The following is a 21,405-nucleotide window of genomic DNA, read 5'->3' on the forward strand; positions in this document are numbered from 1 at the left end:
GATGACCGCCGAAAATACCGAAACCGCTGGCCACGACGACGCGCGCCACGCCGAGAAGATGGCGAAGAAGAAGGCCGCCCGCGACAAGATCATGGCGACGAAGACGGACGAAAAGGGCCTCATCATCGTCCATACCGGCAAGGGCAAGGGCAAGTCGTCCTCCGCGTTCGGGATGATTTTCCGGCATATCGCGCACAGAAAGCCGTCTGCCGTCGTTCAGTTCATCAAGGGCGCGATGTGGACCGGCGAGCGCGACCTGATCGAAAAGCACTTCTCCGACATCTGCCAGTTCCACACCATGGGCGAGGGCTTCACCTGGGAGACGCAGGATCGCGCTCGCGATGTGGCTGCGGCTGGTACAGCCTGGGAGAAGGCGAAAGAACTGATCCGCGACGAACGGAATTCGATGGTGCTCCTCGACGAGATCAATATAGCGTTGCGCTACGACTACCTCGATATCAACGAAGTGGTCGAGTTCCTGAAGAACGAGAAGCCGTATATGACCCACGTCGTCCTGACCGGGCGCAACGCCAAGGATGAGCTGATCGAGATCGCCGATCTCGTCACCGAGATGGAGCTGATCAAGCATCCGTTCCGTTCCGGCATCAAGGGACAGCCCGGCGTGGAGTTCTGATGACACAGAGTTGGATTTTCTGGGCGGTGCTTTCGGCGGCGTTTGCTGCGTTGACGGCGATCTTTGCAAAGATCGGCGTCGTCGGCATCAATTCCGATCTCGCCACGCTGATCCGCACTGTCGTTATCATCTTCATCATCAGCGCCATTGTTGTGGCAACCGGGCAATGGCAGCCCTTCTCCAGCATTTCAGGCAAGACCTGGCTTTTCCTTTGCCTTTCAGGCGCCGCGACGGGCGCCTCGTGGCTTGCGTATTTCCGCGCACTGAAGATCGGCGATGCCGCACGCGTCGCGCCGATCGACAAGCTTTCCATCGTTCTTGTCGCGGTTTTCGGCGTAGTCTTTCTCGGTGAAAAGCTCAATCTCATGAACTGGCTCGGCGTAAGCCTGATTGCCGGCGGGGCGCTCTTGCTCGCCTTGTTCTAGCCGCTCGCCTGTGCCGTTGTTGCGAGAAGTCTTGCCGTTTCCTCGTTCGCGGGGAAAAAGGATTCGATCGCAAGTTCGGAAAGGGTGACGTCCACGGGCGTGCCGAAAACAGTGGTTGTCGAAAGGAAAGAGAGCAGGCCTGCTTCCGTTTCCAGTTCGAGCGGCACGGCGATGCCGGCATAGTCGGCTTTCCTGCTCGTCTCCGGCCGGCCACCGCTTAGCGGGTAGGCGGACAATTCCTTCAGCAGTTCGCCGAGAATCGGATCTCCCGTGGCCGAAATCTGTTGGTGCAGCCGCTCGAGGAGATGTGCGCGCCATTCCGGCAGATTGACAATCTTCGGCGCCAACCCATCGGGATGCAGGCTGAGGCGGAGAACGTTGATTGGCCCTTCCCGCAAAGCGCGATCCCTGACGCCCTCAAGAAGCGGGGCGATCGCGTCATTGGCGGCAATCAATGTCCAGTGCCGGTCGATCGCAAGGGCGGGGTAGGGCTCGTGTCCCTTGAGGATCATGTCGACTGCCTGCCGCGCCGGTCGAAGGGTCGGATCGTCGAGCGAACGCTCGGAAAACAGCGGCGCAAAACCTGCGGCCAGCAGCAGCGGATTGCGATCCCTGAGCGGCACGCCGAGCCGTTCGACCAGATGCAGCAGCATGTCGCGGCTTGGGATCGACCGCCCGCTCTCGATGAAACTCAGATGTCTCTGTGAGATTTCGGCCTCCAAGGCAAGGGCGAGCTGGCTCATTCGGCGCTTCTGCCGCCAGTCGCGCAGATAGTCCCCAAGGGAGCGGGCGGGCGTCATCATCATGCGGCTTCGGGGAGTTGGTCGATGAAGCCGTGCACGGATTTCAGTCGTCCACCTTCGAGCACCGCGAAATCGGTGCCCTTGATGAGGTGTTCCCCGCCCGTCGGTCCGAGACCCCACGAGAAGCGCAGGTTGTCGCCGTAGCCATCGGCGGTGCCGACGAGTTCGAACCGGAAACCCGGGAAGCGCGCATGCACGGCTTCAACAAGTGCGTTGATCTGCTCATGGCCTTCGCCGCGCATCAAGGGATCGATATAGGTTGCCGCTTCATGCCAGCTTTCCGCGATCAAGGCGGTGCGGCGGGTCGCATCCGTCTCGTTCCAGATCGCGATGTAGCGCTGGGCTTCGGTGTTCGCATCGGTCATCAGATCATCTCCTGTTGGCGCCTGGTTCGTCCAGACATCGCGATCATGGAGAAGCGCCGGCGCCTCATCAATTACGCCGAAGGTAATCGGACGCGGCGTCAGATTTCGAGCCAGATACGGATGGGATTGGCCGGATCGGCCAGAAGCTTGATCGTGAAGGCGACGCAGACGATGACGAGCAGCGGCTTGATCAGGCGGGCGCCGGTGCGCATCGCAAGCCGGGAGCCGAGCTGCGCCCCCAGAAATTGGCAGACGCCCATCATCAAGCCGATCTTCCAAAGGATCGCACCGAAGGAAATGAAGACGATGAGCGCGCCGATATTCGAGCCGAGGTTCAGAAGCTTGGTGTGCGCCGTTGCCTTCAACATGCCGAAGCCGGCAAGGGATACGAAGGACAGCATGAAGAAGGAGCCGGCACCAGGACCAAAGACGCCATCGTAGAATCCGATTGCCGGAACCAGCGTCAGGCCGAAGACGAAGGGCGTCATGCGGCGATGCTTGTCGACGTCATTCAGGTTCGGCTTCAAGGCAAAATAGAGAGCGATTGCCACAAGCAGGATCGGCATGACCGCGCGCAGCACTTCGCCCGGAACGACCGTTGCCAAGGCGGCGCCGAGAGACCCGCCGACGACTGCCATCAAGGCCATCGGCAATTGCGTGCGCAGATGCACGTGTCCCTTTCGGGCATAGGCGATCGTGGCGGAAGCTGCCCCGAATACGGATTGCACCTTGTTGGAGCCCAGCGTTTGCAGCGGAGGAATACCGGCAATCAGCATCGCCGGGACCGTGATCAGGCCACCGCCGCCCGCGATGGAATCGACGAAGCCGGCGAAAAAGCCAGCTGCAGCCAGCATGAATAGCAGATGAGGGGCAAGGTCAGACAAGGAGGGAGAACTCTGGAATGTGGTACGCGGCGCATGTTGCATTTCCAGCCCCGTGCTGCAATGGCTTGAGGAACACAGGGGCGGGTTTCATTGTCGCATGTGACCGAAATTGTATTCGATGGGACGCGCCGGTACGTGCTCGGTCTCGGCTGCGAGCGCGGAACGCCTGAAAACGAGGTGAGCGAGCTTGCCAGCGCGGCGTTGACGGCGGCGGGTATCGACCCCGGTGAGCTGGCGGCCGTTGCGTCGATCGATACGCGATGCAATGAGCCCGCGATCCTTGCAGCAGCGCGCCGCCTTGGCGTGCCGTTCTTGCTCTTCGCTCCGGCGCGGCTCGAGGAAGAAACGCCGCGGCTGAAAAATCCTTCGGCAGTCGTCTTCGCCCGAGTGGGGTGTCACGGGGTTGCCGAATCGGCTGCGTTGGCGGCGATTGGGCCGCATGCGGAACTCGTCGTTCCGAAGACCAAGTCACGACGCGCCACCGCTGCGATCGCGTGCGCCCTGTTGCAGAAAGAATAGCGGACGCTATGGTGGCCGCCGACTTCGCGGCGCCGTCCGGCTGCCCTGCGACAATAACGAAAAGAGGCACACTCATGCACAAGGTCATTTATGACACGGATCCGGGCGTCGATGATGCAATGGCTCTGCTTTTTCTGCACCGCCATCCCGAGATCGATCTGCTTGGAATCACGACCGTGTTCGGCAACGCGTCGGTGGAGACGACGACGCGCAACGCGCTGTTCCTGAAGCGTGAGTGGAACATTCCCGCTCCGGTCGCCAAGGGCGCCAGCGTGACGATCGATCCAGCGCGCACAGAGGGGGCATGGCCGACCTTCGTGCACGGCGAGAACGGCCTCGGCAACATCGAAGTGCCCGAAACGATCGATCTGCCGCTCGATCCGCGTCCCGCTCACCGCTTCATCATCGATACCGTCCGCGCCCACCCGGGCGAGGTCAGACTGGTTGCCGTCGGTCGCATGACCAACCTGGCGATGGCGCTCAAGGAAGATCCGGAGGTTGCGGGCCTCGTGAAGGACGTCGTCATCATGGGCGGCAACTTCTACGTTCCGGGCAACGTGTCGCCGGTCGCGGAAGCCAACATCCATGGGGATCCGGAAGCGGCCGACATCGTCCTGACCGCGCCCTGGAAGGTTGCCGTCATTGGCCTCGACGTGACCGCGATCACGACGATGAGCCGCGGCTATCTTGCCGACGTCGCGGCCAAGGGCGACAGCGCCGTAAAGCTGTTGAACGATCTTTCACAGGACTACATCGACTTCTACAAGCACGCAGTCGAAGACGGCATGATGGTTCACGACAGCTGTGCCTGCGTCTACGTAATCGCACCCGAGCGGTTCTCGACCATCAGCGGCCCGGTGCGCGTCGTCTGCGGCGGCATTGCCGATGGGCAGACAATCGTGAAACCGGACGGCCGCCGCTTCCCGCCGGGCGATTGGGACGGCCTGCCGAGCCAGGTCGTCTGCACCGGCATCGAGTCCGAAAAGGTGATCAGTCTCATACGCGACACGCTTCTGCGTGGGTGAGAACTTCGCCCGGTCGCGCGTCGGCTGGGCGTGAAACCTTGCTTGCCGCAAGAGGAGACGGAATGGTTGGAGGACGTGTGCCTTTCACATCTGTCTCGAGCGCGATCAGCGGCGTTGACCTTGCCTGCGACGGGGCATAGATCATGCCAATGATCGAAGCTGCGTTTTCACATCTGCCGGCTCTTGAGCCGGGCAGCGTTTGGCTTGTTGGTGCGGGCCCAGGCGAGCCCGGATTGCTGACGCTTCTTGCCGTCAAGGGATTGGCGGAGGCGGATGTCGTGGTTCACGATGCGCTCGTGAACGTCGATTGCCTGAAGCTTGCACGACCCGACGCCTTGTTGGAATATGCTGGAAAGCGTGGCGGCCAGCCGTCCGCCAAGCAGCGCGACATTTCGCTGCGGCTGGTCGAACTCGCCCACGCAGGCAAGCGCGTCCTGCGCCTCAAGGGCGGCGATCCCTTCGTCTTCGGGCGCGGTGGCGAGGAGGCGTTGACGCTAGTCGAGCACAATGTCCCGTTCCGTATCGTACCGGGCATTACCGCGGGTATCGGCGGGCTGGCCTATGCTGGCATTCCCGTCACGCACAGGGATGTCAACCATGCGGTGACGTTCCTGACGGGACACGATTCCTCGGGCATCGTGCCGGATGCGATCAATTGGGAAGCCATCGGCAAGGGCTCGCCTGTTATCGTCATGTATATGGCGATGAAGCATATCGATCAGATCAGCAAGAAGCTCGTCGCCGCTGGGCGATCGCCATCGGAACCGGTTGCCTTCGTCTGCAACGCATCGACCGGCCTCCAACAGGTGCTAGAAACCACGCTCGATGAGGCGCCGGCCGCTGTTGCAGCCTCCGGCCTCGAACCGCCGGCGATCGTGGTGGTCGGGGAGGTTGTCCGGCTGAGGCCGTCGCTCGATTGGCTGGGGGCGCTTGCAGGACGCAGGCTGCGCCCCGATCCATTCCAGGACTCGAACAGCAGGGAGACGGCATGAGCGGTTTGTTGATTGCGGCCCCGTCCTCCGGATCGGGGAAGACTACGGTGACTCTGGGCCTGCTGCGTGCGCTTCGTAAGCGCGGCATTGCGGTAGCGCCCGGCAAGGCGGGGCCCGACTATATCGATCCGGCCTTTCATGCGGCGGCCAGCGGCGTTGCCTGCCTCAACTTCGATCCATGGGCGATGCGCGCGGAATTGATCGCCGCCAATGCGACCCTGCATCGCTCTGGCGACCGCGTCCTCGTTATCGAGGCGATGATGGGGCTTTTCGACGGCGCGACCGACGGGAAGGGCACTGCGGCCGACCTTGCTGCCATGCTTGGTCTTTCCGTCGTGCTTGTCGTCGATGCGTCGCACATGTCGCAGTCGGTGGCTGCACTGGTAACGGGATTTGCGGGCTTTCGCGCGGATGTTCGCATCGCCGGCGTCATTCTCAATAAGGTTGGCGGCGAACGCCACGAGATGATGCTGCGCAAGGCGCTCGATGAGATCCGCATGCCGATTGTTGCCGTCGTCCGCCGTGACAATGACATCGCTCTTCCCGAGAGGCATCTCGGCCTCGTCCAGGCGGGAGAGCATGATATGCTTGAAAGCTTCATCGAGCATGCTGCCGATGCGGTGTCCGACGAATGCAATTTCGAGTTCCTGCTGCGCATTGCGCGCCAGGGGCTCAATCGCCCGTCCACTGCCAACATTGCTCGGTTGCCGCCGCTCGGCAGCAGGATAGCAGTGGCGCGCGACATCGCCTTTGCCTTCTCCTACGAGCACATGCTGCTTGGTTGGCGTCGGCGCGGTGCAGAAATCTCGTTCTTCTCGCCGCTTGCGGACGAGGCGCCGGATCCGGCGGCAGATGCGATCTATCTTCCGGGCGGCTATCCGGAGCTCCACCCCGGACGTATTGCGGCGGCCGCCAATTTCCGGGCCAAAGTGCTCGACGCCGCCAACAGGGGCGTGCGCATCTACGGGGAGTGCGGCGGATACATGGTTCTCGGCGAAGGGCTGGTCGACGGGGCCAGCGTCCGTCATGAGATGCTCGGCCTCTTGCCTGTGGTGACCAGCTACGAGGAGCGCAAACGCCACCTGGGTTATCGCCGCGTGAAGCCATTGAACGACGCCTATTTTGAGCTGCCTATGACCGCGCATGAGTTTCATTATTCGGCCGTGGTTTCCGAGGGTGAAGCCGATCGTCTCTTCCAGGTGACGGACGCGTTGGGCAATGACCTTGGACAAGCCGGGCTCCAGCGCGGGCAGATCGCAGGGTCCTACATGCATCTGATCGACCTTGCCGAGGGGGCAAGATGAACGCCCCGATTGTTCATGGAGGTGGCATCACGGCTGCCGCCGCAATGTACGGCGGCGAGGTAGAGCAGTGGCTTGACCTTTCGACGGGTATCAACCCGTGCCCGGTATCACTGCCGGCTATCCCAATGCGCGCCTGGCATCGCCTGCCCGACAAGCATCTCATCGATCGCGCGCGTGCGGCGGCGCGAGACTATTATCGCAGCTGCGACATCCTCCCGCTGCCTGTTCCCGGTACGCAATCGGTTATCCAGCTATTGCCGCGGCTCTTTGATGTTGCCGGACGGGTTGCCATTCTGGCTCCGACCTACGGCGAATATGAGCGCGCCTTCCGGATGGCAGGCCATTCCGTGGATTTGGTCTCCGGTCTGGATGACGTCAAAGCCGGTCACGCAATTGTCGTCATCGTCAATCCGAACAACCCCGATGGTCGCGTCTACGCTCCGGAGAAGGTCGTAGTATTCAGTGAAGAGATGAGGACCAGAGGAGGTTTCGTCGTTGTGGATGAAGCCTTCGGCGATACATGCCCCGAGATGAGCCTGGCGCCGTTTGCCTCGCGGCTGCCGAATGTTCTCGTCTCTCGTTCCTTTGGCAAGTTCTTCGGGCTGGCAGGGTTGCGCCTGGGATTTGCCGTCGCCGCTCCGCAAATCCTGGCGCAACTCGAAGACCTGCTTGGGCCGTGGTCGGTGTCCGGTCCCGCGCTTTCGATCGCAACCGATCTCCTTGCATCGGATCTGGCCCCGATACAGCTGCGGATCTCCGAGAGGGCCGATGCGCTACGCACGATTCTCGAGCAAGGCAGTCTAAGCATTGTCGGAGGAACGCACCTCTTTGCACTCGTCGATCACGAGCAAGCCGCCGAGCTGCACCGGCATCTATGCCAGCATCGCATTCTGGTTCGCAAATTCGATTATCAGCCGCGTTGGCTGCGTTTCGGTCTCGCCGCCGATGCGGCCGGCGACCAACGGCTATCTGATGCATTGCAGAGTTATAGATCATGACATTTGACCATAATCTTCTCGTGCTGGTTCTCGCGCTTCTGCTCGACAGGATTGTCGGGGACCCAGATGCGTTGTGGATACGCATGCCGCACCCCGTTGCGCTCTTCGGAAACGCGATCTCTCGAGTCGACCGGATGTTCAATCGCACGGAACTTCACAAGCGCGTGCGGCGCCGCAACGGCGTCTGGTCGATCGCCGGTCTTTTGATCCTCAGTGCCGCTGCGGGTTTCGTCTTGCATCGTTTCTTCTCGTTGTTCGGCCTGATCGGGATCCTCCTTGAAGTTGTTTGCGTTGCCGTCTTCATGGCGCAGAAGAGCCTTGCCGATCATGTGGAGGCCGTTGCCGCCGGATTGAAAACCGAAGGCATCAGTGGCGGCCGGCTGGCTGTTTCGCGGATTGTCGGGCGTGATCCGGAAACACTGGACGAGCCCGCCGTCTGCCGTGCGGCAATCGAGAGCCTGGCCGAGAATTTCTCGGATGGCGTGGTTGCTCCAGCGCTGTGGTACGCCGTTTTTGGCTTGCCCGGCCTATTCGCCTACAAGATGCTGAACACGGCGGACTCGATGATCGGACACAAGTCCGACAGGTATGCCGATTTCGGCTGGGCGGCTGCTCGGTTGGACGACTTTGCCAACTGGCCGGCTGCGCGCCTTTCGATTTTCCTGATTGCGGCCGGGGCCTGGCTGCGGCGAGGGAGCGCCGCCTGCCGGGAAGCGCTGCGTATTGCCGCCCGCGACGGCGGCCTGCATCGCTCTCCCAATTCCGGCCGGCCGGAGGCGGCGATGGCGGGGGCGCTGAATGTGCAACTTGCTGGCCCACGCGTTTATTCCGGGGTTGTCGTCATGGAGCCGATGATCAACGGCAGCGGACGTGAAACGGCAACGGTCGCCGACATCGAGGATGGCGTCTCGGTCTTTTATGCCAGCTGTTCGATCCTTGCGGGGACCGCCCTGGTTCTTTTCCTGGTACTGCTCTGATCGCGAAGGGGTGAGTTCACCCAGCACGCTGTGCGGCAAGCCGCCCGTGTGCTTTGCTGTTTAAGCAACACTGGTCGTGCAAATTGCGTGCCGGGAGGGAGGAAAGCATTGGCTTTTTGAAATGGATTTGCCTATGAGGAGGGTTAACTCGTCATTTCAAGAGGTAAGTGCGTGACCGCCACATTCGATAAAGTTGCCGACATCATTGCAGAAACCAGCGAGATCGATCGCGATACGATCAAGCCGGAAAGCCATACGATCGACGACCTCGGTATCGACAGCCTCGACTTCCTCGATATCGTCTTCGCGATCGACAAGGAATTCGGCATCAAGATCCCGCTCGAGAAGTGGACGCAGGAAGTCAACGAGGGCAAGGTTTCCACGGAAGAATATTTCGTGCTGAAGAACCTCTGTGCCAAGATCGACGAGCTGCGCGCCGCCAAGGCCTGATTGGCGCCGTCATCTTTTTCTCCGCCCTGCCGCTGTTAACCATGGCGGCCGGGCGGTTTCGTTCCTAAGTAGGCCTAGCCGCAGGGCAGGTATCCTTGTGGCCGGAGGATTCGATGCTACTGGAGTACTTCCAGATGATTGACCGCATCGAGGCGGTCAACCTTCAGAAAGGGACGCTCAAGGCGCGCTCTGTCGTGCCTGCGAAAAGCCCGGTCTTTGAAGGTCATTTTCCCGGTATGCCCCTGGTTCCCGGTGTGCTGCTGATCGAAACGATGGCGCAGGCATCCGGCATGCTCGTGCTGGCGGCCACCGATTTTGCCGCAATGCCGTTCCTGATGTCCGTCGACGGGGCCAAGATGCGTACCTTCGTGGAACCCGAGGCGGTGTTGGACATCGAGGCGTTTCTGGAACACGACGGCTCCGGATTTGCGGTAACCAAGGCAAAGATCACGAGCGGCGGTAAGAAGGTCTGCGACGCGCAGCTCAAGCTGCGGACCATGCCTTTCAGCGAGGTTCCGCTTGGAGATATCGTCAAGAAGCGTGCCGCTGAAGTTGGCCTCATGGATGCGATTGCTTCGCAGGGAGTAAATGAATGAGCAAGGCTCAGAATGATGTCGTGATCACGGGCGTCGGCATTGTAACGTGCCAGGGCGTCGGCAAGGAGCCGCATATCGCGCTGCTCACTGCTGAAGGCGCGCCGCAGACAATCGTCGAGCTTGAGAAATTCAAGCCCTATCCGGTCCACCCGCTTCCGGAGATCGACTGGTCGCAGCAGATCGCCAAGCGCGGCGACCAGCGGCAGATGGAAAACTGGCAGCGTATCGGTGTTTTCGCCGCCGGTCTCGCTCTCGATGACGCCGGCTTCAAGGAAGACGCGGAAGCCTGCGGCACCATGGACATGATCGTCGCTGCTGGCGGCGGCGAGCGCGACATCAATGTCGATACGCTGATCGTCGACGAAGGCCTGAAGCGCAACGACCGTGAGGTTCTCCTGAACGAAAAGCTGACGACGGAACTGCGCCCGACGCTATTCCTGGCGCAGCTGTCCAACCTGCTCGCCGGCAACATTTCCATCGTCCACAAGGTTACCGGTTCTTCGCGGACCTTCATGGGCGAGGAGTCCGCTGGCATCTCCGCTGTCGAGACGGCCTTCCATCGCATCAAGTCGGGCGAATCGACGCACGCACTGGTCGGCGGGGCTTATTCGGCGGAACGTCTGGACATGGTCCTCCTGTTCGAGGCGATCAATGTCTACTGCCGCAACGAATGGCAGCCGCTTTGGTCCCGAGATCACGGCGGCGTCATTTCCGGATCGCTCGGCGCGTTCCTCGTCCTCGAGTCGCGCGCGCATGCGGACGCACGTGGCGCGCACATCTATGCGTCGATCTCGTCCATTGAAGGCGATCGCGGCAATCGCAACTCGGGCAACCTCGAGAAGCGCCTTGAGCGATTGCTGGAAACCGCGTCCGACCTTCCGCCGGAGAGCACCGCAATCTTCTCCGGCTCTACGGGCATTCCTGACCTCGCCGGCCGTGAGAAGGCCGTGCTCGAGCGTCATCTGCCTGGCGCCGCTGTTCGCGGCTTCGGCGGTGTCACCGGCCATGGACTTGAGGCGCATTTTACGCTCGGCCTAGCGCTGGGGGCGTTGGCCGTCGACAGTAAGGCGAAGATTCCGGTCTTCGATCAGGCCCATGAAAAGCCGATGGCGGCCGCGACCAAGGCGGCCGTCGTTACTACAGTCGGTCATCAGCGCGGCGAAGGCGTCGCGGTTCTTTCCGCGGAAGCGTGAGGAGTGTGCAAATGAAAGATTCGGCTTACAATGATCACCTCGGCCGCCCGATCGTCGCAGTGACGGGTGTCGGTATCATCACCTCGCTGGGGCAGGGCCTGAAAGATAACTGGTCAGCACTGACCGCCGGTAACTCTGGCATTCATGCGATCAATCGTTTTCCGACCGAGGGACTTTCGACCCGCATCGCCGGAACCGTCGATTTCATCGACATTCCGGTCGCGAACGCAGTCGAACGCTCTTACGCGTTTGCCCGTGAAACCACGATCGAAGCGCTCGCCGATGCTGGTATCAGCGGCGATTTTGATGGTCCGTTGTTCCTTGCTGCGCCGCCGATCGAGCCGGAGTGGAGCGCGCGTTTCGATCTCGCTGACCGTTCGCCGCCGGCCGATCATGCCGGGGATGCCTATGACCGGTTCCTGGCTGCTATGCGCCAGCGCCCGGACGGCGCTTTCCATGAGGCGTCGCTGTTCGGCGCAATTTCCGAGCGCCTTGCCGATCGTTTCGGCACACGCGGTCTGCCGGTGACATTGTCGACCGCCTGTGCATCAGGCGCGACTGCAATCCAGCTCGGCATCGAGGCGATCCGCCAGGGTCGTAGCTCGCGAGCGCTTGCGGTAGCGACCGACGGCTCTGTCAGCGCGGAGGCACTCATCCGCTTCTCGCTGCTTTCGGCTCTCTCGACGCAAAACGATCCGCCGACCAAGGCCTCCAAGCCGTTCAGCAAGGATCGTGACGGTTTCGTCATTGCCGAAGGTGCCGCCACACTGGTGTTGGAGTCGCTCGAGGCAGCTGTCGCGCGCGGCGCGAAGATCCTCGGCATCATGAAGGGCGCTGGCGAAAAGGCCGACTCCTTCCATCGTACCCGTTCGTCTCCCGACGGCGGCCCGGCGATTGCGACGATCCGCGCAGCGCTGGCGGATGCTGGCATGGGCGAGGGCGATATCGGCTACATCAATGCCCACGGCACCTCGACGCCAGAGAACGACAAGATGGAATATGCTTCCATGCTGGCCGTATTCGGCGAGCGGATGGCGTCCATCCCGTTGTCGTCGAATAAGTCGATGATCGGTCACACGCTGACGGCTGCGGGCGCGGTGGAGGCGGTGTTCTCGCTGCAGACGATGTTGACGGGCACGCTGCCGCCGACGATCAACTACACCAACCCCGATCCATCGATCGTTATCGACGTGGTGCCAAACAAGAAGCGGGAAAGCCAGGTCAACGCCGTGCTTTCCAACTCCTTCGGCTTCGGCGGGCAGAATGCCAGCCTTGTCATGGCGCTCGAACCGGCTTAATCGGTTCCCGACAAAACATCGAGATAGAACGCCCTCGCGGCGAAGGACTTTGCCATGCGCGCCTTGCAACTGATTGACGATCGCAAGCTTGAGATCACCGACCTTCCAGAACCGGCCGCTCCCGGCCCGGGTGAGGTTACGCTGCGCGTCAAGGCAGTGGCTCTCAATCACATCGACGTCTGGGGCTGGCGCGGCATGGCGTTTGCGAAGCGCAAGATGCCGCTGGTGATCGGCGCGGAAGCTGCGGGCGTTGTCGAAGCGATCGGGCCGGGCGTTGCCAATGTCCTGCCGGGCCAACTGGTGTCGATCTATGGTGCACGTACCTGCGGCCTCTGCCGTCCGTGCAGTGAGGGCCGCGACAATCTCTGTGAGCATGTTTCCGGCGTTCATGGTTTCCATCTGGACGGTTTTGCGCAGGAAAAGGTGAACCTGCCTACGCGCCTCCTCGTTCCGGCCCCTCCCGGGGTTGATGCCATCGGCGCGGCGCTTGCTCCAGTGACCTTTGGAACGGTCGAGCACATGCTGTTCGATAACGCCAAGCTGGAACCGGGCGAAACCATCCTCGTGCACGCCGGCGGCTCCGGCATCGGCACGGCGGCGATCCAGCTGGCGAAAAAGATCGGCTGCACCGTCATCACGACTGTGGGCTCCGACGACAAGATCGAGAAGGCCAAGGCACTCGGCGCCGATCATGTCATCAACTACCGCACCGACCGCTTTGAAGGCGTCGTGCGCAAGCTCACCAAGAAGAAGGGCGTCGACGTCGTCTTCGAGCACGTCGGCAAGGATACGTGGGCGGGCTCCATGCTCTCGATGAAGCGCGGCGGGCGTCTTGTCACCTGCGGTTCTACCTCGGGTGTCTCCACCGACATGAACCTTATGATGCTCTTCCAGCAACAGCTGAAGCTGCTCGGCTCGTTCGGCTGCCGCATGGAGAACATGGCGAATGCCATGCAGAAGATGGGGCGCGGACTGGTCCATCCTGTCATCGACACCGAAGTCGGCTTCGACGACATCGACCGCGCACTGGAGCGCATGGAGTCGCGCCAGATCTTCGGCAAGATCATCCTCAAGATGGATTGAGCCCTTGAAGCTCTTCATCACTAAGGTCGTGCTGGCCCTCATCCACTTTCGCCAGTGGTTGATCGCCCAGGCGATGTTCGGTTTTCTGAACTTCCTGAAGCTGTTTCCGGCTGACGGTGCGATCAACTTTGCCGACTGGCTGACGCGAAAACTCGGCCCGCGCGTGAAGCGCCACCAGCTGATGCTGACCAATCTGCGCAACGCGTTTCCTGAGAAGAGCGAAGCGGAGATCCAGGAAATCGCGCTGGCGAGCTGGGGGAATATGGGGCGTCTTGCCGCCGAGTATGTGTTTCTCGACCGGCTGTTCGATTTCGACTATTTGAGCAAGGAGCCGGGCCGGGTCGAGGTGTCGGGGATACCGATCTTCATCGATCTGCTGGAAAATCCGCGCCCATTCATCGTTTTCACTGCGCACACGGGCAATTTCGAGCTGCTGCCGGTAGCCGGCGCGGCATTTGGCCTTCATGTGTCGGTGCTGTTTCGCCCTCCGAACAACCCCTATGTCGCGAAGAGAGTTTTCGATTTTCGCAGCGCACGAATGGGCAAGCTCGTGCCGTCTCATGCTGGCTCGTCTTTCGCGTTGGCGCGGCAGCTGGAGGCGGGGCAGGGCGTTGGTGTCCTTGTGGACCAGAAATTCCGCAAGGGACTGAAGACAAAGTTCTTCGGGCTCGACGCCCAGACCAATCCGCTGCTCGGAAAGCTCGTCCGTCAATTCAACTGCGAGGTCTATCCTGCACGCTGCATCCGGCTTCCGGGAAATCGCTATCGGCTGGAAATCGAGCCGAAGCTCGCGATGCCCCGGGATAGCAACGGCAATCTCGATATGGTCGCGACGGCGCAGCTCTTGAACGACAAGGTGGAGAGCTGGGTGCGGGAGTATCCCGAGCAGTGGCTCTGGTATCACGACCGGTGGAAGATAAAACACGACGTGTTCAAGTAAGCCTGCGTCGATCCCTATATCTCATCATTGAAAAACCTGCGCCCGCGTTCATTGAATATGAACCTACGTCATGTTAGCGATTGCCATCAAGGCGAGTGGCTAAGCGCTGTTGGCTTCAACTTGCGTGACGCATAGCTCGGTCGATCTCGGTCGCATTCGTTCACGGAATGCATTGGAGGCGTCTTGCTGGGTCTTTTTCGAGCGTTCTCATTGTGTTGTGCGCAGATTGATGCGGCGATCGCCGTCGGTGACGACGCGCGCGTGAACATGCTGGATCGCTCGGTCGAACCGCTCGTCGACGCAATTCTCGGGCATGCCGCTACGAGCATTCTTGAAGTTCATATGCAGCTGGAATTCATCAGTTGCCTTATCGACCAATATGCGGACGACAGTGAGACCGTTCGCGGTTATGTCGCGCTGCTTTCGGCGCTTATGGAAAGGTACTTCGGGGGATCTGCACCCCGTTGGCGGATGCCGCCGGTTGAGCGACAGCCTGTTACCGATCCTTTTGCGTTCGCGCCGAGCGTCGACAATGGCCACTTTCTGAATGCTGCAATCCTCGATGCGATGCCCGACCGTGTCGCGGTGCTGACGAGGGACTATCGCTATCTTTATTCGAACACCGTCAACTCGGCATATCTTGGCCGGAAGCCAATCGATATGATTGGTCGTCACGTGATGGAGTTTATTGGCGAGAAGCGCTTTCACGAAGGCGCGAAGGCAAAGCTCGACGCTTGTTTTGCGGGGCGTGGCAGCGACTACGCCTACGAGCGCCACGACAGCGACGCGGTGAAGATCGTCCACTGCCGCATGTCGCCATTGCGAGATTCGTCTGGAAGTGTGATCGGGGCCTTGATCATCTTGCAGCACGCGGGAGCGAAGGCGCCGACCGTCGTCGCGTAATCAGGCCTTCGTCCACACGGCAAGTTCATATCCGTCCGGATCACTGAAGTGAAACCTGCGTCCACCGGGGAAGCCGGTGATGGGTTTTACGATGGTTCCGCCGGCAGCTTCCACGCTTGAAAGGGCGGCCTCAAGATCATCCGCGTAGAGAATGACGAGAGGCCCGCCGGGCCGGGGATTGCCTAGCGTCGTAAACCCGCCTTTCAGCCGTCCGTCATCAAATTCGCAGTATTCGGGACCATAGTCGGTAAAGGTCCAGCCGAAAGCCTTGCCGTAGAACGCCTTGCAGGCCTCTATATTGCTGACGTTAAATTCGACGTAGTCGATGCGTCGGTTGTCCCCTGTTGCAGCCATGATCGCCTCCTATGCTTCCATCAACGCCTTGAGTGCCGTGAGATCTTTCGCGACGTGGGCGGCATCGGCCTCGAACTGCTCGTCCGTCATGCCCGGGATGCGCAACAACGTGAACATGACCTCGCAGCCATCGCCGTTCGGCACGATCCGCAGTGCGTTGTAGACCCGTAACCCGCTCTCGATCGTCACTGTGTGGTCGATGACGCCGAACTCGTTGTTCGGGACGAAACTGACCTTGACCGTGCCGAGCGGACCAGTGGCAATCCAGTCGTCGCCGTTGCGTTCCAGCCCGGAGGCCAGTCCAGAGGCCCAAAGCGGCATGTTCTCCGGGGCGGCGGCAAAGGCATAGACGTCGCGCCAGTTCCTGTCGATGGAGCTGTGGACGATCCTTGCGGGCATCGTAGACATGGCATTTTCCTGTGTTGCTCTCAATGGAGATAGCAGAACGGCCAGTTTCATATTGAAGAAAACGGACGTTCAACCGGTTATCTGCTGCTGAAGCTGCATGGGCGTCAGCGTAGAAATTTCGCGCGCATCTCGGGTCATATGCGCCTGGTCGGCATAACCGGCTGCCATCGCCAACTCCGCGAGCGGAAGGCTCTTGCTGCTCCGGCAGAGGCCGAGCATGCGCTGAAACCGGCGAATTCGCGCAAGGGTCTTCGGTCCGTAGCCGAAATGGGTGTGGCAACGCCGGCGAAGCTGGCGCGCCCCGATGGACAGGTCCTCGAGCATCGCGTCGGCCACGTCGCCGGACTGCGAAATACCGCTTGCGCGCGCAAACACCGAGGCCATGTCACCGGCCGGCGCGATGCGTCTGGCGGCCTCCTGCTCAAGTGCGGCTTTTAACTGCAGCAACCGTTCGTTCGATCCGACACCGACGCCCAGCAATTCATTCAATCTCAAGGCCGCCGCGCCCCAGAAGTCCTCCAGAGGAATGGACTGTCCGACGATGTCGCAGAGCTGCACCTTGAGCCACCCGGCTGCGGCGCCCGGAGCGAAGCGCGCACCCACTATCCTCTCGCCACCGGCAAGCGACGGAAAGGCACTGCTGCGGTCCGGTCCGGCCACCATCAGCGTGCCACCCATCCAGACGATGTCGCAATAACCGTCCGGCACGATCGCTATCCTATCGGCTCCGCTGCGGATCTCGTGTGACCAAAGACAATGAAAATGAGCGCCAAGCACAGGCGAGGGCGCATACTCCGTGTATCGGCCTGCGCGAGCGGCCAGAACGGCCTCCTCCTGTGTTGCTGCGCGGCTCATTGGTCCTCATCCTGTAAGATCAAGTGGGAATATGGCTTAGTTTGCAATGCCGGCAATACGAGGCCGATTCGAAGCCGAATCGAACTTGCCGTTTGAGCCAGAGAGTGCCACAACACCGGTCCAAAAATGACTCATCGGAGGTGTATCGTGGAAAAGGCAGAAATCGGGCTGATCGGCCTTGCCGTCATGGGTTCCAACCTGGCGCTCAACATTGCGGAAAAAGGCAACAAGATTGCTGTCTTTAACCGTACACCTGAGAAAACGGACGAATTCTACGAAAGCGCCGGCGATCTGAAGAAGCAGATCATTCCCTGCAAGACGATCGAGGAGTTCGTCGAAGCGATCCGCCCGCCGCGTCCGATCATCATCATGATCAAGGCCGGTGAGGCCGTCGATCAGCAGATGGAAGCACTGCGCCCGCATCTTTCCAAGGGCGACATCATGATCGATGCCGGCAACGCCAACTTCCGCGACACGATCGCCCGTTTCGACCGCCTGAAGAACACCGACCTCACCTTCATCGGCATGGGTGTCTCGGGTGGTGAAGAGGGTGCACGCCATGGGCCTTCGATCATGGTCGGTGGCACCGAGGACTCCTGGAAGCGCGTCGAGAAGGTGCTGACCTCGATCGCCGCCAAATACAACGATGATCCTTGCGTTGCCTGGCTCGGCAATGACGGTGCCGGCCATTTCGTCAAGACGATCCACAACGGCATCGAATATGCCGACATGCAGATGATCGCCGAAATCTACGGCATCCTGCGCGATGGTCTCGGCAAGAGCGCCAAGGACATTTCCGGCATCTTCGGCGAATGGAACAAGGGTCGCTTGAACTCCTACCTGATCGAGATTTCCGAGAAGGTGCTGGCCGCGAGTGATCCGGTCTCCGGTGGCCCGATGGTCGACATGATCCTTGACAAGGCCGGCCAGAAGGGCACCGGCAAGTGGTCGGCGATCGAAGCGCAGAACATGGGCATTCCGGCAACCGCGATCGAAGCCGCCGTTGCCGCCCGCAGCCTGTCGTCGATGAAGACCGAGCGCGAAGCCGCCGAGAAGATCTTCGGCAAGCCGGAATACAAGTTCCCGATCGCCTACGGCCCCGAACTCAACAAGGATTTGGAGCTGGCGCTGTTCGCCGCCAAGATCGGCGCTTATGCGCAGGGCTTCGCCGTCATGGCGGAAGCATCGCGCGAGTTCAACTGGTCGCTGCCGATGCCTGTCATCGCCAAGATCTGGCGAGCCGGCTGTATCATCCGCTCGCAGTTCCTCGACGAGATCACCTCGGCCTTCACCAAGGCTCCGGATGCTGCCAACCTGGTCGTGACGCCTGCCTTCTCCGAGATGGTCAAGGAATCGATCCCGGCGCTGCGCCGCGTCGTTGCGGCGGCCCTGCAAGCCGGCCTGCCGGTTCCGGCGCTGACCTCGGCGCTGACCTATTTCGACGCCTATCGCCAAGGCCGCGGCACCGCGAACCTGATCCAGGCGCAGCGTGACTTCTTCGGCGCGCACGGCTTTGATCGCCTCGACAGCAAGGACTTCCACCACGGCCCGTGGGGTAGCGGTGCGGCGACCTTCTGAGCCGGCGCGCGTTCCCTAAATGAAAAAGCCCGGCCGGAGCTGGGCTTTTTTGATTCTCGCCGCTTTGGTTTCCTGTTGGGTCATTCGAAGACGCCGTCCGGCCAGGTCGGCTGGCTGACGCTCTGCAGCTTTTCGGGCGGAACGCCTTCGATGCGGCCGATCACCGCGCGGGCGAGTTCGCGGCCGGCCTCGCGAACGTCCTCGAAACAGGTGATCATATTCGGTCGTATCCAGTTGAGGATCTCCGTCGATTGCTTCGAGACGAGGTCGACGTCGCGACCGACGACGCAACCGGCAGCCTCTACACCGGCATTGACGGCGATCGCGCCGGCGGCCGAGGAGGAAACGATGCCATCTGGCGCATGCGAGGAACGCATCAGCGCTTCCACCTCGTCGCGTATCTGCTGCAACGGCGCGTCGATGTTGACGCGCAGCGGGATCTCTTCGGCGCCATAGACATGCAGCGCCGTCTGGAAGCCGATCCGCGTATGGGCGAAATAGGTGAGCCGGCCTGGCGGCGGCAGCAGCGCTATCTTCCGACGGCCTTTGGCGACGAGGGCGCGGACGGCCTGATAAGCGTAAGCCTCGCTGTCGAAATCATGATAGGGATGTACGAGATCGCTCTCGGTGCGCCCGTGCGTGGAGAAGGGCATGTTGCGTTCGATCATCAGGCTGACGCGAGGGTCGTCGGGCTCGATTCGCGAGATAATAACGCCGTCGGCGGAGCCGGTGTCGAGAATGTAGCGGACCGGTAATAGCGGATCCTTGGCGATGGAATAGGGCGTCACGACGAGGTGATAGGGCGTGCCCGACAAAACGTCCGAAATGCCGAAGACAATCTGGCTGGTGAAGCCCATGATCTCTTCGTCGATGCTGAGCACGAGCGCGATGACGTTGGTTTTGCCGGTTCTGAGGCGCACGCCCGCTCTGTTCGGCTGATAGCCGAGCTGGCGGGCGACCATGCGCACGCGCTCCTTGGTTTCGGCACCGATATCGGGCGCATCCTTCAGGGCACGCGAAACGGTGGTCACACCGAGGCCCGTCATGAAGGCAATCGTCTTGAGCGTCGGCCTCTCCCGCTGGAGCACGCCGGTGGCGTCTCCAAATTTTTCGTTATTTTTCATCCCTCTAGACCATCCTATGCGATTTGGTCCGCTTATAGAGTCTTTTTAGAAGCGTCGTAAGCGCAAGTGCGACCAAAGATGCTCCTCCCTCAGACAGCGAAATCTGTAACGATACAGTAGAATTGTCGAGACCTTTTTCGCGTTTGAACAGCATGGGTGCGCCCATAGGTTTAGTCATGGTGTTTTGCTCACATTTTTTGCACCTGCGAATGAAACGTGCCGCCGAAAATGCGATAACTACGATATTTTGTGCGTTAAAACAATTCGATAATCCAGATTGTGCACTTGCTCGCTCGTTGTGCTTTCCACGCTCTCCCGTGCAAAAATCAACGCCATTATGCAGTCTGAGATTGCAAAGAAAGAAGTTTAGAAATTTTTCATCGGCTGGCTGTTGCGCGAGAATATCGATTGCACTAAGTTTTTCCGGCAACGTTTCAGTGAGGGAGGAGAACTCATGAATTTTCGTTTGATCGCGGCTGCACTTGCCGCTTCCGTCGTGCTGCCGCTCGGTGCGGCGAACGCGACCGATCTTGAAGTCACCCATTGGTGGACTTCTGGTGGCGAAGCCGCTGCCGTGGCAGAACTCGCAAAGGCATTCGACGCGACCGGCAACAAGTGGGTCGACGGTGCGATCGCCGGCTCCGGCGGTACCGCGCGTCCGATCATGATCAGCCGCATCACCGGCGGTGATCCGATGGGTGCCACGCAGTTCAACCATGGTCGTCAGGCCGAAGAGCTGGTTCAGGCTGGCCTGATGCGGGACCTGACCGACGTCGCCACCGCCGAGCACTGGAAGGACATCATTCGTCCGTCGAGCCTGCTCGATTCCTGCACGATCGACGGCAAGATCTATTGTGCCCCGGTCAACATCCACTCCTGGCAGTGGCTGTGGCTCTCCAATGCAGCCTTCAAGAAGGCTGGCGTTGAAGTGCCGAAGAACTGGGACGAATTTGTCGCCGCCTCTCCGGCGCTCGAAAAGGCCGGCATCGTTCCGCTCGCCGTTGGCGGTCAGCCCTGGCAAGCTGCCGGCGCGTTCGACGTGCTGATGGTTGCCATTGCCGGCAAGGATACCTTCCTCAAGGTGTTCAAGGACAAGGACGCTGAAGCGGCTGCCGGTCCGGAGATTGCAAAGGTTTTCAAGGCCGCCGATGACGCTCGCCGTATGTCCAAGGGCAGCAATGTTCAGGACTGGAATCAAGCAACCAACCTCGTCATCACGGGCAAGGCCGGTGGCCAGATCATGGGTGACTGGGCGCAAGGCGAGTTCCAGCTGGCTGGTCAGAAGGCCGGTACCGACTACACCTGCCTTCCGGGCCTCGGCGTGAACGAAATCATCTCCACCGGCGGTGATGCCTTCTACTTCCCTCTGCTCAAGGACGAAGAGAAGTCTAAGGCACAGGCTGTGCTTGCCAAGACGCTTCTCGATCCCAAGACGCAGGTTGCCTTCAACCTGAAGAAGGGCTCGCTGCCAGTTCGCGGTGACGTTGACCTTGGTGCAGCCAACGACTGCATGAAGAAGGGTCTCGACATCCTCGCAAAGGGCAATGTGATCCAAGGTACCGACCAGCTTCTGTCGGCGGATAGCCAGAAGCAGAAGGAAGACCTCTTCTCGGAGTTCTTCGCAAATCCGTCGATGACGCCGGAAGCCGCTCAGAAGCGCTTCGCTGAAATCATCGCTTCTGCCGACTGATCGTCGC

At 60.7% G+C, this 21,405-nt stretch carries 24 protein-coding genes; 17 read left to right on the forward strand and 7 right to left on the reverse strand.

All coding sequences use genetic code 11. The features are described 5' to 3' along the window. Nucleotide 1: 1 nt before the first annotated feature. On the forward strand, nt 2–634 hold the full coding sequence (gene cobO / locus AC1DPR_RS00235) for a cob(I)yrinic acid a,c-diamide adenosyltransferase (RefSeq protein WP_018854712.1): 633 nt from the start codon (nt 2–4) through the stop codon (nt 632–634). After that, nucleotides 634–1,059, forward strand: a complete 426-nt coding sequence (locus AC1DPR_RS00240) for an EamA family transporter (protein ID WP_192240560.1) — start codon at nt 634–636, stop codon at nt 1,057–1,059. The genes cobO and AC1DPR_RS00240 overlap by 1 nt, the downstream gene beginning before the upstream one ends. On the opposite strand, the gene AC1DPR_RS00245 is transcribed toward AC1DPR_RS00240, so the two are convergent. The 3 genes from AC1DPR_RS00245 to AC1DPR_RS00255 all read right to left on the reverse strand — a co-directional run bounded on the left by AC1DPR_RS00245 (nt 1,056) and on the right by AC1DPR_RS00255 (nt 3,111). Next, nucleotides 1,056–1,859 carry a helix-turn-helix domain-containing protein gene (locus AC1DPR_RS00245; protein ID WP_192240626.1) on the reverse strand — a complete coding sequence of 268 codons (804 nt, stop codon included), beginning with the start codon at nt 1,857–1,859 and terminating at the stop codon, nt 1,056–1,058. The two genes, AC1DPR_RS00240 and AC1DPR_RS00245, sit on opposite strands and share 4 nt — an antisense overlap. Before the next feature lie 2 nt (nt 1,860–1,861). Then, nucleotides 1,862–2,227, reverse strand: a complete 366-nt coding sequence (locus tag AC1DPR_RS00250) for a nuclear transport factor 2 family protein (protein ID WP_018854715.1) — start codon at nt 2,225–2,227, stop codon at nt 1,862–1,864. 98 nt (nt 2,228–2,325) lie between these two features. After that, on the reverse strand, nt 2,326–3,111 hold the full coding sequence (locus tag AC1DPR_RS00255; RefSeq protein ID WP_477815579.1) for a TSUP family transporter: 786 nt from the start codon (nt 3,109–3,111) through the stop codon (nt 2,326–2,328). A 99-nt stretch (nt 3,112–3,210) separates the two neighbouring features. Between AC1DPR_RS00255 and AC1DPR_RS00260 the strand changes: the two genes are divergently transcribed. From AC1DPR_RS00260 to AC1DPR_RS00320, 13 genes are all read left to right on the forward strand, one after another. Then, nucleotides 3,211–3,630, forward strand: a complete 420-nt coding sequence (locus tag AC1DPR_RS00260; RefSeq protein ID WP_018854717.1) for a cobalamin biosynthesis protein — start codon at nt 3,211–3,213, stop codon at nt 3,628–3,630. Nucleotides 3,631–3,704: 74 nt separating this feature from the next. Then, complete coding sequence (locus tag AC1DPR_RS00265) at nt 3,705–4,655, forward strand: nucleoside hydrolase (protein WP_477815580.1); 951 nt, start codon at nt 3,705–3,707, stop codon at nt 4,653–4,655. A 149-nt stretch (nt 4,656–4,804) separates the two neighbouring features. Then, nucleotides 4,805–5,647, forward strand: a complete 843-nt coding sequence (gene cobA, locus AC1DPR_RS00270; protein ID WP_477815710.1) for a uroporphyrinogen-III C-methyltransferase — start codon at nt 4,805–4,807, stop codon at nt 5,645–5,647. Beyond that, nucleotides 5,644–6,951 (forward strand): cobyrinate a,c-diamide synthase, encoded by a 1,308-nt coding sequence (locus AC1DPR_RS00275; RefSeq protein WP_477815581.1) that lies wholly within the window; start codon nt 5,644–5,646, stop codon nt 6,949–6,951. The genes cobA and AC1DPR_RS00275 overlap by 4 nt, the downstream gene beginning before the upstream one ends. Further along, entirely contained in the window at nt 6,948–7,949 is a 1,002-nt protein-coding gene (gene cobD, locus AC1DPR_RS00280) for a threonine-phosphate decarboxylase CobD (RefSeq protein WP_192240563.1), read from the forward strand. Before AC1DPR_RS00275 ends, cobD begins: the two co-directional genes overlap by 4 nt. Then, nucleotides 7,946–8,926, forward strand: a complete 981-nt coding sequence (gene cbiB / locus AC1DPR_RS00285) for an adenosylcobinamide-phosphate synthase CbiB (RefSeq protein ID WP_477815582.1) — start codon at nt 7,946–7,948, stop codon at nt 8,924–8,926. Before cobD ends, cbiB begins: the two co-directional genes overlap by 4 nt. Before the next feature lie 171 nt (nt 8,927–9,097). Continuing rightward, a complete protein-coding gene (locus AC1DPR_RS00290) occupies nt 9,098–9,376 on the forward strand; it encodes an acyl carrier protein (protein ID WP_007533215.1) in 279 nt (92 codons plus the stop codon). A gap of 113 nt (nt 9,377–9,489) precedes the next feature. Then, on the forward strand, nt 9,490–9,972 hold the full coding sequence (locus AC1DPR_RS00295; RefSeq protein ID WP_018854723.1) for a 3-hydroxyacyl-ACP dehydratase FabZ family protein: 483 nt from the start codon (nt 9,490–9,492) through the stop codon (nt 9,970–9,972). Then, complete coding sequence (locus AC1DPR_RS00300; RefSeq protein ID WP_018854724.1) at nt 9,969–11,165, forward strand: beta-ketoacyl-ACP synthase; 1,197 nt, start codon at nt 9,969–9,971, stop codon at nt 11,163–11,165. Before AC1DPR_RS00295 ends, AC1DPR_RS00300 begins: the two co-directional genes overlap by 4 nt. A gap of 11 nt (nt 11,166–11,176) precedes the next feature. Beyond that, entirely contained in the window at nt 11,177–12,463 is a 1,287-nt protein-coding gene (locus tag AC1DPR_RS00305; protein ID WP_477815583.1) for a beta-ketoacyl-ACP synthase, read from the forward strand. Between the two features lie 54 nt (nt 12,464–12,517). Continuing rightward, nucleotides 12,518–13,546, forward strand: a complete 1,029-nt coding sequence (locus tag AC1DPR_RS00310) for a zinc-binding dehydrogenase (protein ID WP_018854726.1) — start codon at nt 12,518–12,520, stop codon at nt 13,544–13,546. Nucleotides 13,547–13,550: 4 nt separating this feature from the next. Beyond that, a complete protein-coding gene (locus AC1DPR_RS00315; RefSeq protein ID WP_018854727.1) occupies nt 13,551–14,486 on the forward strand; it encodes a lipid A biosynthesis lauroyl acyltransferase in 936 nt (311 codons plus the stop codon). A gap of 183 nt (nt 14,487–14,669) precedes the next feature. Next, nucleotides 14,670–15,389, forward strand: a complete 720-nt coding sequence (locus AC1DPR_RS00320) for a PAS domain-containing protein (protein WP_037088996.1) — start codon at nt 14,670–14,672, stop codon at nt 15,387–15,389. Here the strand turns inward: AC1DPR_RS00320 and AC1DPR_RS00325 are convergent, their stop codons facing one another. From AC1DPR_RS00325 to AC1DPR_RS00335, 3 genes are all read right to left on the reverse strand, one after another. Beyond that, entirely contained in the window at nt 15,390–15,743 is a 354-nt protein-coding gene (locus AC1DPR_RS00325) for a VOC family protein (protein WP_018854729.1), read from the reverse strand. It abuts the gene before it with no gap. Nucleotides 15,744–15,752: 9 nt separating this feature from the next. Further along, complete coding sequence (locus tag AC1DPR_RS00330) at nt 15,753–16,151, reverse strand: polyketide cyclase (RefSeq protein ID WP_018854730.1); 399 nt, start codon at nt 16,149–16,151, stop codon at nt 15,753–15,755. A 69-nt stretch (nt 16,152–16,220) separates the two neighbouring features. Beyond that, nucleotides 16,221–17,006, reverse strand: coding sequence for a helix-turn-helix domain-containing protein (locus tag AC1DPR_RS00335; protein ID WP_477815584.1), 786 nt, complete (start codon nt 17,004–17,006; stop codon nt 16,221–16,223). 126 nt (nt 17,007–17,132) lie between these two features. On the opposite strand from AC1DPR_RS00335, the gene gndA reads away from it, so the two are divergent. Continuing rightward, entirely contained in the window at nt 17,133–18,584 is a 1,452-nt protein-coding gene (gene gndA, locus AC1DPR_RS00340) for an NADP-dependent phosphogluconate dehydrogenase (RefSeq protein WP_192240567.1), read from the forward strand. An 80-nt stretch (nt 18,585–18,664) separates the two neighbouring features. Here the strand turns inward: gndA and AC1DPR_RS00345 are convergent, their stop codons facing one another. Beyond that, nucleotides 18,665–19,708 (reverse strand): LacI family transcriptional regulator, encoded by a 1,044-nt coding sequence (locus AC1DPR_RS00345; RefSeq protein WP_018854733.1) that lies wholly within the window; start codon nt 19,706–19,708, stop codon nt 18,665–18,667. A 454-nt stretch (nt 19,709–20,162) separates the two neighbouring features. Between AC1DPR_RS00345 and AC1DPR_RS00350 the strand changes: the two genes are divergently transcribed. Next, nucleotides 20,163–21,398, forward strand: a complete 1,236-nt coding sequence (locus AC1DPR_RS00350) for an ABC transporter substrate-binding protein (RefSeq protein ID WP_018854734.1) — start codon at nt 20,163–20,165, stop codon at nt 21,396–21,398. The last annotated feature ends 7 nt before the right edge of the window (nt 21,399–21,405 follow it).

The sequence above is a fragment of the Rhizobium sp. 01T417 genome (assembly GCF_056398905.1).